The 12,288-nt window shown below is 41.5% G+C and carries 12 protein-coding genes; 7 read left to right on the forward strand and 5 right to left on the reverse strand.

Annotated elements, in window-relative coordinates:
• The first annotated feature begins 64 nt into the window (after positions 1-64).
• Both ABIS04_RS03375 and ABIS04_RS03380 read left to right on the forward strand, forming a co-directional pair.
• Positions 65-925: a hypothetical protein gene (locus ABIS04_RS03375; RefSeq protein ID WP_350432609.1), complete on the forward strand. Its 861-nt coding sequence runs from the start codon at positions 65-67 to the stop codon at positions 923-925.
• Between the two features lie 163 nt (positions 926-1,088).
• Positions 1,089-1,880 (forward strand): ribonuclease H family protein, encoded by a 792-nt coding sequence (locus ABIS04_RS03380; protein ID WP_350432610.1) that lies wholly within the window; start codon positions 1,089-1,091, stop codon positions 1,878-1,880.
• Between the two features lie 115 nt (positions 1,881-1,995).
• On the opposite strand, the gene ABIS04_RS03385 is transcribed toward ABIS04_RS03380, so the two are convergent.
• Entirely contained in the window at positions 1,996-2,445 is a 450-nt protein-coding gene (locus tag ABIS04_RS03385) for a GNAT family N-acetyltransferase (RefSeq protein WP_350432611.1), read from the reverse strand.
• Between the two features lie 509 nt (positions 2,446-2,954).
• On the opposite strand from ABIS04_RS03385, the gene mdh reads away from it, so the two are divergent.
• Entirely contained in the window at positions 2,955-3,890 is a 936-nt protein-coding gene (gene mdh, locus ABIS04_RS03390; RefSeq protein WP_137222856.1) for a malate dehydrogenase, read from the forward strand.
• Positions 3,891-4,215: 325 nt separating this feature from the next.
• On the opposite strand, the gene ABIS04_RS03395 is transcribed toward mdh, so the two are convergent.
• Positions 4,216-5,058 (reverse strand): SDR family NAD(P)-dependent oxidoreductase, encoded by an 843-nt coding sequence (locus ABIS04_RS03395; protein WP_350432612.1) that lies wholly within the window; start codon positions 5,056-5,058, stop codon positions 4,216-4,218.
• Positions 5,059-5,069: 11 nt separating this feature from the next.
• Positions 5,070-5,459, reverse strand: coding sequence for a DUF393 domain-containing protein (locus tag ABIS04_RS03400; protein ID WP_350433377.1), 390 nt, complete (start codon positions 5,457-5,459; stop codon positions 5,070-5,072).
• A gap of 192 nt (positions 5,460-5,651) precedes the next feature.
• On the opposite strand from ABIS04_RS03400, the gene folX reads away from it, so the two are divergent.
• The 4 genes from folX to ABIS04_RS03420 all read left to right on the forward strand — a co-directional run bounded on the left by folX (position 5,652) and on the right by ABIS04_RS03420 (position 9,390).
• Entirely contained in the window at positions 5,652-6,014 is a 363-nt protein-coding gene (folX, locus tag ABIS04_RS03405; protein WP_350432613.1) for a dihydroneopterin triphosphate 2'-epimerase, read from the forward strand.
• Between the two features lie 21 nt (positions 6,015-6,035).
• A complete protein-coding gene (gene folE / locus ABIS04_RS03410) occupies positions 6,036-6,704 on the forward strand; it encodes a GTP cyclohydrolase I FolE (protein ID WP_140233381.1) in 669 nt (222 codons plus the stop codon).
• Positions 6,705-6,959: 255 nt separating this feature from the next.
• On the forward strand, positions 6,960-7,688 hold the full coding sequence (gene folM / locus ABIS04_RS03415; protein WP_350432614.1) for a dihydromonapterin reductase: 729 nt from the start codon (positions 6,960-6,962) through the stop codon (positions 7,686-7,688).
• 409 nt (positions 7,689-8,097) lie between these two features.
• Positions 8,098-9,390 (forward strand): aminotransferase class I/II-fold pyridoxal phosphate-dependent enzyme, encoded by a 1,293-nt coding sequence (locus ABIS04_RS03420; protein ID WP_350433378.1) that lies wholly within the window; start codon positions 8,098-8,100, stop codon positions 9,388-9,390.
• An 86-nt stretch (positions 9,391-9,476) separates the two neighbouring features.
• Here the strand turns inward: ABIS04_RS03420 and ABIS04_RS03425 are convergent, their stop codons facing one another.
• Positions 9,477-10,172 carry a 5-formyltetrahydrofolate cyclo-ligase gene (locus ABIS04_RS03425; protein ID WP_350432615.1) on the reverse strand — a complete coding sequence of 232 codons (696 nt, stop codon included), beginning with the start codon at positions 10,170-10,172 and terminating at the stop codon, positions 9,477-9,479.
• Positions 10,173-10,386: 214 nt separating this feature from the next.
• Positions 10,387-12,279, reverse strand: a complete 1,893-nt coding sequence (locus ABIS04_RS03430) for a hypothetical protein (protein WP_350432616.1) — start codon at positions 12,277-12,279, stop codon at positions 10,387-10,389.
• Positions 12,280-12,288 lie beyond the last annotated feature (9 nt).

The following is a 12,288-nucleotide window of genomic DNA, read 5'->3' on the forward strand; positions in this document are numbered from 1 at the left end:
CTTGTTAATAAAAATTGTTTAGTGAGCTAAGCTTATTTTTATCCTCATAAAGGGAATTAATCTAATGTCTATTCGTATCGCAACCATTAGTGTCACGGTAGGGCTTATTTTAGGTGCGACAATATTTGGTGCTTCGCATAGTGAAGCAGAGTCAGTATTTTCATTATCGCAACAGTCTGATCAAGCTCATCCAGATCTTAACTTAGTACAACAGCAATTGAAGCTTGATACGGATTCATTAACCGAATTAGTCGCCAAAACAGGGGCTGGTAAGTTAACTGTCGTCGGTGTTGAAGGTCTAAAAGAAGTCGAAGTACATGCCGACATCTATACCCCGTCATTAGATCAAGATGATATAGAAATTAAACTCAGTTTGACTCGCAAAGGTGACAAAGGCTATTTGCTATCAGAAATACACAGTGACCAATTTTTTGGTGAGTCACCTTTTATCGATTTATTGGTTAAAGTACCGTCAACGTTAGCTCTCAATATTAAAGACGGTTCAGGTTCTATTAAAATTGATGATGTCAGTGCTGATATTGAGCTAATCGATGGGTCGGGCAGTATTGTAATCAATAATATTGGTAACTTGGTATTAACCGATGGTTCGGGCAGTGTCGTGTTGAATCAAACGGGTAAATTGTCACTTGTTGACGGTTCTGGTTCTATCAATATTACTGACGTTAATGGCGGCATCATATTACAAGATGGCTCAGGGTCTATTGGTATTAACAATGTTATTGGTGATGTGAGTATTGACGATGGTTCGGGTTCAATCAAGGTTGAGCAAGTCTCCGGATTAGTTAAAATAAATGATGGTTCTGGTGGCATTGATGTGGCTAACACTAAAGGTTTGACCATTGTTAATTCGGGTTCTGGTCGTGTCGATTACCAAAATATCGATGGACCAATGAGCCTAAACTGATCCCCAGCAAAGCCAGTCAAATTACAGTTATTGGCTTATGATGTTCAAGTTAACTGCAACTGTCTCATACAACATGCATTTTTGTTTCAAAGCCGAGTTTAATCATGGCATCATGCAACCACGTTATCAGTGAAGTTAGCATTATTGAAATTAGAGTCGCATCATGGCAAAGAAGTTTTACGTAGTATGGGCCGGTCGAGAAACGGGCATTTTTACCAGTTGGGATGTCACCAAGCGTTCCGTTGACAAGTACCCGCAAGCTAAATACAAATCTTTTGCCACAGAAGCGGAAGCTAAAGCCGCATTTGCTAAATCGCCAGCAAGCAGTATAGACAAAAGTGCACCCGCAAAAACGGCCAGCGGTTCATCAGCCGTTAAATCTGCTGGGGTTGGAGTATCAACCAAAACCCTTGCGGCTAATCAAACGGTACTAAGCCAATTTGATGTGGTGATATACACCGACGGTGGTTGCGAACCTAATCCTGGCAAAGCAGGTTCTGGAATGGCGATATACCGCAAAGGCGAGTTAGCCGAGTTATGGTTTGGTTTGTATAACCCTAATGGCACCAATAATACCGCCGAACTCAATGCGCTACATCAGGCACTCATTAAGGCAAAAAAAGTGCTTGATGCCGGTGAAACCGTGCAAATTATGAGTGACTCACAGTATTCGATTAAATGTGTTTGTGAGTGGGCATATGGTTGGAAAGCCAAAAACTGGACTCGAAAAACCGGTGAAATCGCCAATCTGGAGATCATCAAACAAGCTCATGAGCTATATGATGCAATGAAAGACGATATCGTGCTTCAACATGTTGCAGCACACATAGGTATTGAAGGTAATGAACTGGCAGACAGAATGTCGATTCATGCGATTGATCAGCAGCACAAAGCATTTAGCCAATTTACTGCACCATTGGATATCAACAAAATTCTTGCGTTGCGAACAGGCTAGTTATTGATCTAATTCTACATTAAACGCCTTAGATTCCTTGAAAAACAACCACAAAAAAGCCGGATTGTTCCGGCTTTTTTATGTTTAATTTACGATTACTTATAATAACTTACGTTTACTTAGTGTTTTCTTCATACATTAAGTAATGGCTTTGATCCATACCCAGAGATTCATAGGTTTTTTGGGCAATTTTATTGTCATGTTCAACATACAAACGAAAACTTGCCGTGCCGCCATTATCTGCCGCTAAGTCTTTTACCGCTTGATAAAGCTTGCCATAAATACCCTGACGACGATTTTGCGGACGTATGTACACACTTTGGATCCAATAATAATTACTTGCGCGCCAGTCGCTCCACTCATAAGTGACCATTAACGAGCCAGCTATTTCACCATCAACTTCTGCCACTAAATATACCCCTCGTTCAGGATGGGTAAGCAGTCCTTCAACACCGCGAGTCAATTGCTCGGTGTCTAATGATAGATTTTCAGTTTCCATTGCCATTGCTTGGTTAAACTGAACTAGGGCGTTTAGGTCGGCATGTTGGCCTATTCTAATTGTCATGAATTTCTCGTTTTTATAGGGTGTTTTGTTAATATCATACCGCGACATGTGTAAAATGTATTGGTTTACGGCGGCAGTAAATGTGTACGTTTTTACTCTATTTATTGCTTAGTAGTAGCAAGCATGGCCAAGCATGATTATGGCATATCGTAACAGAATTCAATCACGGTAGAATAAACACCTTAATGTGACTCAATCAACTTGGTATTGTTATTTTGAGGGAGGAATAAAAAACCTAAATGAATTTAATTCAATATCGTAAATTTCTAGGGTATGCCTTAAACCGCTTACAAAATAACCAACACATCGATTTATGAAGCATTTTAGATTATTTCTGTTGTAACAAATGCTTATAGGTTTCATCTTGTTGCCATCAAGCTGTGAATTAGCGCTCACTTATTTATACCTCTCCACTAACGTATAATTGAAATTTTTGTGACTTTGCAGTAATGTGACGCCACGACAATTTAGATCTATGTCACAAACTGCATAAATTGATGGAGATAATTATGAAAGTTGCTGTATTGGGTGCTGCTGGTGGTATCGGCCAGGCTCTAGCTTTACTGTTAAAAACTCAACTGCCTGCGGGCTCAAAGTTGTCTCTTTATGACATCGCTCCTGTTACTCCTGGTGTTGCGGTTGACTTAAGTCACATCCCAACAGACGTAGAAGTAAAAGGTTTTGCCGGTCAAGATCCTACCGATGCATTGGTTGGTGCTGACGTAGTGTTAATGTCTGCTGGCGTTGCGCGTAAGCCTGGTATGGATCGCTCAGATCTATTCAACATCAACGCTGGTATCGTGCGTAACCTAATGGAAAAAGTGGCTGTAACTTGCCCTAAAGCATTAGTGGGTATTATTACTAACCCAGTTAACACGACTGTTGCGATTGCTGCTGAAGTATTAAAAAATGCTGGTGTATATGATAAAAACCGTTTGTTCGGTATCACAACACTTGACGTTATTCGTAGCGAAACGTTCATCGCTGAGCTTAAAGGCTTAAAAGTTGCTGACGTTAAAGTTAACGTAATCGGCGGACACAGCGGTGTGACTATTCTTCCACTACTTTCTCAAGTTGAAGGTGTTACTTTCACTGACGAAGAAGTGGCAGCAATGACAACTCGTATTCAAAACGCAGGTACTGAAGTTGTTGAAGCTAAAGCCGGTGGCGGTAGCGCAACATTATCAATGGGCCAAGCTGCATGTCGCTTTGGTTTATCATTGGTACGTGGTCTTCAAGGCGAAGCTAACGTAGTCGAATGTGCCTATGTTGACGGCGGCAGTGAGCACGCTACATTCTTCGCCCAGCCAGTACTTCTTGGCAAAAACGGCGTAGAAAAAGTATTACCTTACGGTGAAATCAGCGCATTCGAAGCTAACGCTCGCGATGCAATGTTAGACACCCTTAAAGCTGATATCAAATTAGGCGTTGAATTTGTTAAGTAATTAACAAATCGATGGTCTAAAAAACGCGAAGCCAAGGCTTCGCGTTTTTTTTGGTTTATCAGTTATAACTCGCTAAAAAAATCCATTAATTTTTACTACGTAAAGACTCTAACTCTAATGTTATTGCTGCTATCTCTTTGCTTGGTACACCTGGTCGTTTAGTCAATGACTCAAGCTTTTTCTCTTTAAGTTGTTGCAGTTGCTTAGTTTCTGTAGCACTAAGTTGTTGTTTATCTTCTAATGCGTAAATTTGTTCGTTTAGACTGTTGATTTAAAGTGTCATTAACTTAGCAGATTTGAATGTGTTGACCAAATCGATGTTCCATTACCAACTTATCTCTTTGCCTTGCCAATCTAAGTAACTGGCTTCGCTGTTGGGCTCAATATTAACCATGATGTTATACAGCTGGCTGGCAACAAATTCTGGGGTAAAAAGCTTGCCTGCTGGCACATTGGCCTGAAAGGGTTTTGATAATGGTGTGTCAGTAGTGCCAGGATGAAACGCGATGAGTTTTACTCGTTTAAGGCGTCTGGCATATTCCACCGCAGTGGTTTTGATTAGCATATTTAATGCCGCTTTTGAGGCGCGATAGCCATACCAGCCGCCGAGTCGGTTGTCTGAAATGCTGCCAACTCGGGCACTCAAAATACTGATTACACACTTGGGGTTGTCGATCTTATTAGGTTGCTGTAGCAGTAACTCAGTTAAGGCGCTTAGCCATAACATGGGCACAATACTGTTAGCGTAAAATAGTTGCTGTAGGGCATCACTATTAATGTCTTCAATGCGTTTTTCAGGCATCAAATGAGTTGTGCCTGTGTTTTCGTTATCGGTGGGTTCATTAGTCGTTTTAGAATGCAAAATGCCGTTACATATGATGATTTTTGTAATGGTGCCGACCATCGATGACATCTCAGCAATACAAGTTGAGATAGAGGCTTGCTGATAATCACAGCTAACATGGTGGTGAGTGACATTTTGGGTCATATTGTCTGCAAGTGTAGGCCGTGTCATTGTAGGCGGTATCAGTGAAGATTGACGACTCACGGAGATAATGGTTAAGGGTAAATCGTGTTCTTTTTCTGATATGGTTTGATTAATAAAAGCTTGGGCGATGAATGATGACGCGCCAACCACAATAATTGTTTCTGTCGTTGAATCGCTCATACTGTTTGTCCTTATTTGATGTTACAGCTGCCGTTATCACAGCGTTTCTTACCTGTAAGCAAATAAGATATACGGTAACGATTACGGGCAAAGGCTAAATACGCGAGGTCAGCAACAGGTTTGATGAGCGGCAAACGTAATAATTTTATCCAACCATGCTTACCCGTTAAACCCCATGCTTTGGCTGTTACATCTAAGCCATACAACCAACTACCGTCAGCTTGTAATCCATGTAGCATCGTATTAGCTTTTACGACATCTAAGTCAGGGAAACGCTGATTAATATCAGCGGCGTTAATGTCTTCAAGGCCGATGCGGTTTAAATTGTCATGACGCTTTAATTGCTTCATTTCATTAAGACACAGCGGGCAAGTGCCATCGTAAAAAATAGTTAGTTCCATCATTTACCTCATTTATGTCTAATGCTTGTTGAACACACTTATTGAACACAGATCGTAACTATTGTACGCCCCAAACGCCAAGCCAGTTTACTTTAGTTGGTATGTTCAAAATTTTAGTCAAATCGTTTCGGTTTATGATCTTTTTATTTCAGCTAGGCGTATAGTTTAAAAACAAATCACAAGGGCTGAATCATGCCATTAAGCCAAGCAATCATTAACGTGACTAATTTACGTTTGCGGACCTTTATTGGTTTTAACCAAGACGAACGCGACAAGCAACAAGATGTGGTGATCAATATCGAGATCCATTATCCAGCCGATCGATCGTTTCAAACCGACGACGTTGCCGACGCACTAAACTACAAAGTGATCACCAAAAAAGTGATCCAACATGTCGAAGAAGGTCGTTTCTTGTTATTAGAAAAGCTGGTTGCTGACGTATTAGATATTTGTCGTGAACACCCCAGTGTAACCCTGGCAAGAGTGACCATCGATAAGCCCCATGCACTGCGTTTCGCCGATTCAGTGTCGTTATCTTTAGAGTACCAAGCCTAATCATTATTTAAGGATGTTATTATGACTACCATTAATGACATAACTCGCGCAGAGTTGTCTGCAGAAGCATTGAAAGTACAGCAAGCATTAGTCGCCCACGGACTTGAAACACCACTGATTCCAAACGATATGACCAGTGAGCAAAAGTATCAGCGTATTAAAGGCTTAATGACCGAAGTGGTATCCACATTAGGGCTAGATTTAACCGATGACAGCTTAGCCGAAACTCCACACCGCATTGCAAAAATGTACGTTAACGAGATTTTCTCGGGCCTCGATTATGCTAATTTTCCTAAAATAACCCAAATTGATAATAAGATGGGTGTTGAAGAGATGGTAAAAATTAGCAACATCAGTGTTGTCAGTACCTGTGAGCATCACTTTATTACCATCGACGGCTTCGCCAAAGTGGCTTATATACCCAAAGATAATATTATTGGTTTATCGAAAATTAACCGTATCGTGCGATTTTTTGCTCAGCGTCCACAAGTGCAAGAGCGGTTAACTCAGCAGATTTTAGTGGCCCTGCAAACGTTACTGGCGACTAATGATGTAGCCGTGAGTATTAACGCGACTCATTATTGCGTAAAATCACGCGGCATTATGGACACCTCATCAAGCACACAAACCACTGCACTTGGTGGCTGCTTTAAGGCCAATCCCGCTAGCCGAGCCGAATTTCTAGCATAAGGTCTAGCATAACGTTTAGACATAACTTTTACCGTAACGTTCAGACATAACTAGCCTGAACTCGAAATGGCTCGCACCACAGCTTTTAAAAATGACTTCACTTACTGAAGTCATTTTTTATGAACACACTATCGATTGTCATTATTAGACGGTAGGATGGCTTTTAGTCAGATTCGAATGGTTTGCTTTGAGATAACCATCTAATTTAATTATGATAAAGGCTCAATGTATTGAGCTAACAATAAAGAGAGCATTATGGAACGTACAATACTGATCACTGGTGTAGGTAAACGTATAGGCTATGCACTGGCTAAATATTATTTGGCCCAAGGTCATCAGGTCATTGGCACCTATCGCACCCATTATGACAGCATTGAACAGCTTGGTAAGTTGGGTGCAAGCTTGCACTCATGTGACTTAACCGATCCCACTGCCATTGATGCACTCGTCAATCATATCAATCAACATCACGATAGCCTCGATACCATTATTCATAATGCGTCTGACTGGTTACCCGACAACAGCGGTTTAAGCCCCGCCGATACCATGGCGAGAATGATGCAAATTCATGTTTCAGCGCCGTATCAAATCAATCTTGCTTTAGCACCATTATTGATTAATGCAGCTAAAACCCATGACGACAGTATTGGTGCCAGCAACATTATTCACATTACCGACTTTGTTGCCGAAAGGGGCAGTAAAAAGCATATCGCCTACGCTGCCAGTAAAGCTGCACTTCATAACATGACACTCTCATTTGCTAGCTTGTTAGCACCGCATGTCAAAGTGAACTCCATTGCCCCAGCGATGATTTTATTTAATGAAGATGACGGCGAGGCATACAAAGCCAAAGCATTGGCTAAAGCCATATTGCCCAAAGAAGCCGGTAATGCCGAAATCATTTCTTTGGTCGACTACCTACTGGGCAGCCATTATGTAACGGGTCGAAGTTATGCTGTTGATGGTGGCAGACATTTAAAATAATTCATAAAACGACAAGCAGTAGGGCCTGTTGATCTTTCAAGGCTGTTTTTGCAGCGAATTGTTGGTCATTTGTACAAGGCAGAGACTTTGTGGTGTAGTTATTCTACATAAAAAGTCGATAACGCAGTAAAAATGACCAACAAACGCTGCCCGAAGGGTTCGGCTAAAAACGTTTTACTCTTTGTTGAGCGAATTTAGCTTAGATTGCTAGGCAGCAATCCGCTCGCCCCGATTAAAACGTTTTTATCTCGAACAAAATTTAACCTGCAAAGATCAACAGACCCTAATGTGTGCTGCAAAGTTGACGCAATTTTATAATGGACTTCTAGACGGCTAGTTGCTAGTGTAGATATTAATCAATATCCACACTCGCTATTATCGAAAGGAAGTCACTATGTCTGCAGAAAACATGAAGCTGGAATCATTGGCGTTACATTATGGTTACGAGTCTGAAGCAACAACCAAAGCTGCAGCCGTGCCGATTTATCAAACCACCTCATATACCTTCGATGATACCCAGCACGGTGCCGACCTGTTCGACTTAAAAGTGGCTGGCAATATTTATACTCGCATAATGAATCCAACCACCAGCGTACTTGAGCAACGTTTAGCCGCAATTGAAGGCGGTATCGGTGCGCTTGCAGTGGCGTCTGGCATGGCCGCCATTACTTACGCTATCCAAGCATTAACCCAAGTGGGCGACAACATTGTCAGTACCAGCCAGTTGTATGGCGGCACGTATAACTTATTTGCCCATACACTGCCACGCCAAGGCGTTGAAGTCCGTATGGCTGCGTTTGATGACTTTGATGGCCTCGATGCGCTAATTGATGACAACACCAAAGCCCTGTTTTGCGAATCAATTGGTAACCCGGCCGGTAATATTGTCGACTTACAACGTTTAGCCGATATTGCTCACAAACACGGGGTGCCATTAATTGTCGATAACACTGTGGCTACGCCTGTGTTGTGCCGTGCATTTGATCATGGTGCCGACATTGTTATCCATTCGCTCACTAAATACATTGGCGGTCACGGTACAACCATTGGTGGGGTGATTATTGACTCGGGTAAATTTGACTGGGTTGCCAACAAAAAACGCTTTGCGATACTTAATGAGCCAGATCCGTCTTATCACGGCGTGGTGTATACAGACGCCTTTGGGCCTGCTGCCTACATTGGCCGTTGCCGTGTTGTGCCACTGCGTAATACTGGCGCAGCTTTGTCACCGCACAGTTCATTCTTGTTACTTCAAGGTTTAGAAACCCTCAGTTTACGCATGGAACGTCATTGCAGTAATGCGCTCACGCTAGCTGGATATTTACAACAGCATCCTAGTATTAGCTGGGTTAATTACGCAGCACTGCCAGACAGCCCTCATCATGCAACTTGTCAAAAAATCACTGGTGGTAAAGCCTCTGGTATTATTAGTTTTGGTATTAAAGCTGATAACGCAGAAGCGGGTAAAGTGGCTGGTGGTAAGTTTATTGATGCACTGCAAATGGTGCTACGTTTGGTGAATATTGGCGACGCTAAATCGCTGGCTTGTCATCCTGCCAGTACCACTCACCGCCAACTTAGCGGGGCTGAATTAGCTAAAGCCGGTGTATCAGAAGATTTAGTGCGTATTTCTGTGGGTATTGAGCACATAGATGACATCATTGCCGATGTCAGCCAAGCATTAGAGAAAGCAATTGTGTAAGCCCATTTTTAGTCTAATCAGTTAACTAAAAAGCCCCATCAATAGCGTGTATTGATGGGGCTTTTTATTACGAAACGGTAGCTATTTTAAATAGCTAATCTTCTCGTTGGGGTAATAATCACTGGTAAAGGAATATCCCAAAAATCAGTTGGAACCTGGCTCACTTGCTGGCAATCATGGGCAAACCCGACGGCTAATGGTTTGTTGTTGGTCACTTGTGCCAAGGTGCGATCGTAATAACCACTGCCCATGCCCATGCGATTACCATGTTCATCAAATGCCACCACAGGAGTGATAATCATATCGAGCTTGTCTACAGGGATAATGTGTTGCACATTCTGTTGCGGCTCGCTAATACCATATTTGTTATTAACCATCACAGAGTCTCGGTCATAACGCACAAACAGTAAATGCCCTTTACTAAACGGATGAATGCATGGCAAATAGAGGTTAATGTCTAGTTCCCATAATGCTTCAATGAGTTTTTGGGTGGCGAGTTCACCATCTTGGGTAAAATACAATGCAACGTGCTGAGCTGACTGCGCCTGAATTTCGGCGAGCATATGACGGCTGGCGATTAACGCTAATTGATTTTGTTCTTCAGAGCTGAGGCTATTACGTTCTTGTCTGATATGACGACGGATATTATCACGGCTCATGCCTGTACTATCAAATAATGGATCTTCAAGTTCTGTTGGTTTGGCAAAGTAGCTAATGCGTGCCGAAGAGGTTGACGTAACAGGACGGTGATCCTTGTTAGTCATAAAACGCGAGATACTCATGTGTAGGGAGGACTCCATCACTTATAAATGAAATTAAAAACGATAATCAACAAACAACTCAAAGTAGGTTATCGCGTTCTGAAAAGATATGAAAGCACTGGTTGATAGTCGGTTAACGTAGAATCATTTTGCATCAAACTAAACCAACAAATCAAAATGCAGCATAATTTTATTACATTATGCTGCATTGTTTTAATCAAAGGAAACTGGCGTGTTATTTATCCATATTCATTGATTTTAGTAGCACTGGACTATCGTAATCCGCCACCATGGTCTTTGCTTTTAACCAAAATTTTCTACGTGTTAAAAAGTAAGTAAAGCTGATTGATAACAAGCCCCACTCAATTAAATTATGCGCCATAAAATCTAAACCAGATGATAATAACACAGCCACTTCGCTAACGTAATTAGCATGGTTTGCAATAAAACCATAAGTCGGGTTAATGAAGAAAAAACCATATTGAAGGGCACAATAAATACCAATGCCAGCAATCAAGCCAAACAGTTTGCTGTACCACTTTTCTGGCCATTTTACACCAATCACCAGTAAGTAAAGTCCAACCAGTAATGAGCCACTAACAAGTGTGCTCGCTATTGTGGGTGAACGGTTAAGCAGGTCAACTATGTTGTAATAAAGAGTAAAAGCGAAATGTGGTAACAACAGTGTAATGCTGATAGCTAAAACCCATATTTTAGCTTTACTAATACTTTTCCAATACCAGGTTTTAATACTTTGGTAGCTTAACCACAGTAACCCAAGTACAAAAGCGTAATTAACAAAAGCGGGTAGCCCGAAAAGGCCAAATTTCATCGTCAATAACGCCATCATCCATTCAGGTATTTGAGTCACACTCATGCGATTACCTGAATCAACTGCAAATGAAGGGTATAGCAGCGCGATTAACATCCCTAAAGTAAAGAATAAATAAGTGTATTTAATCAAGCTCAAGAACATGTTTGGTGCAATACCTTTAACACTGTGTTTTTTTAATTGTGTCACTAAGTTTTGGTAATTAGATATTACAGCGTCTTTAATTTCAGTAGACACCCAGTTTTCATCTAATAGTGCAATTTGGCTGTTGGTTACATTGGCTTCAATAATGTTTTTAACAGCAGGCGTTGCTAATGCCATTTTGTCTGCCGATTGACTGCCGCCAGCCATTTTCTGTGCCACACTCCATACCGCTGGGTCATAAACTCCACCAGCATTATGGGTAGTATCTTTTTTACCTGCAAAGCACATCTTGGTATCGACTTTATCAATCGTAGCGGTAAATTGTAGCGTTGGCAGTTTAGCGGTAAAAGCGAAGATAAAGGTACAGCCATCCAAGGTGCCTTCAACATCAACTTCAGTTATCTCAGTTAAATGATAGACCAAGTTTAAACCGTTATTTTTAACAAACTCAGAGGTCCATTCGTGGTAATCGTTGCTGTTATAAGCCCATTTAGTGCTACGTTTTGCATCACCGTCAATGGTGTAACTGTAATAGAGATAACCACCACCATTACAAGTATTACACGTTACCGAGCCTGAGCCACCGCAAGTATGACACGTTGTTTTACCTCGTCCCCAACAGGACGAACATGATTCTGTAGTATAAACCGTGCGATTATTGTAACTATCGTAACGCGACACACTAACGCGGCCACTGCCACTACAACGATTACAAGAATTACTGCCAGAACCATAACAACTAGAACAGCTTTGTGTGCCAGAACCACTGCAGTTGTAACACAATTTACTGCCTACATAGGTTTCTGGTGCAGATTTTAGGTCTTTATTCCTTATTAAGAAATTGCTAGATATATCAGGACCAAGAATCTTTAAAAAGCGATCGTTAAATAACGTGTTCTGTCCGCTAGCGTACTCTTTAGCTTTTTCATGGGCACAATCCCGAGCATTCGATGCCGTGCCAGATTTAATCCCTGACGGACAATAGCCTCCATGTTCGTGTGTACTCACCCCAACTTCGATAGTCCACCCAAATGTAAACTTAAGTTGAGGAAGCTTTTCTTGTTCATTGCTTAATTTTATTGGTACATCGACACCCGTGAGCTCTTTACCGTTACGGCGAATAAAATCTTGGAATTGTTCTAATTTACTCACGTAATACTT

The organism is Shewanella sp. H8, assembly GCF_040285065.1.
Taxonomy (GTDB): domain Bacteria; phylum Pseudomonadota; class Gammaproteobacteria; order Enterobacterales; family Shewanellaceae; genus Shewanella; species Shewanella polaris.

Excerpts from the sequence above, each read along its gene's own strand:
- ABIS04_RS03425 (WP_350432615.1), bottom strand. The coding sequence starts at position 10,172 with ATGAGTATCTCGCGTTTTATGACTAACAAGGATCACCGTCCTGTTACG.
- ABIS04_RS03395 (WP_350432612.1), bottom strand. The coding sequence starts at position 5,058 with ATGAGCGATTCAACGACAGAAACAATTATTGTGGTTGGCGCGTCATCA.
- ABIS04_RS03375 (WP_350432609.1), top strand. The coding sequence starts at position 65 with ATGTCTATTCGTATCGCAACCATTAGTGTCACGGTAGGGCTTATTTTA.
- mdh (WP_137222856.1), top strand. The coding sequence starts at position 2,955 with ATGAAAGTTGCTGTATTGGGTGCTGCTGGTGGTATCGGCCAGGCTCTA.
- ABIS04_RS03380 (WP_350432610.1), top strand. The coding sequence starts at position 1,089 with ATGGCAAAGAAGTTTTACGTAGTATGGGCCGGTCGAGAAACGGGCATT.
- folM (WP_350432614.1), top strand. The coding sequence starts at position 6,960 with ATGGAACGTACAATACTGATCACTGGTGTAGGTAAACGTATAGGCTAT.
- folE (WP_140233381.1), top strand. The coding sequence starts at position 6,036 with ATGACTACCATTAATGACATAACTCGCGCAGAGTTGTCTGCAGAAGCA.
- folX (WP_350432613.1), top strand. The coding sequence starts at position 5,652 with ATGCCATTAAGCCAAGCAATCATTAACGTGACTAATTTACGTTTGCGG.
- ABIS04_RS03400 (WP_350433377.1), bottom strand. The coding sequence starts at position 5,459 with ATGGAACTAACTATTTTTTACGATGGCACTTGCCCGCTGTGTCTTAAT.
- ABIS04_RS03385 (WP_350432611.1), bottom strand. The coding sequence starts at position 2,445 with ATGACAATTAGAATAGGCCAACATGCCGACCTAAACGCCCTAGTTCAG.
- ABIS04_RS03420 (WP_350433378.1), top strand. The coding sequence starts at position 8,098 with ATGAAGCTGGAATCATTGGCGTTACATTATGGTTACGAGTCTGAAGCA.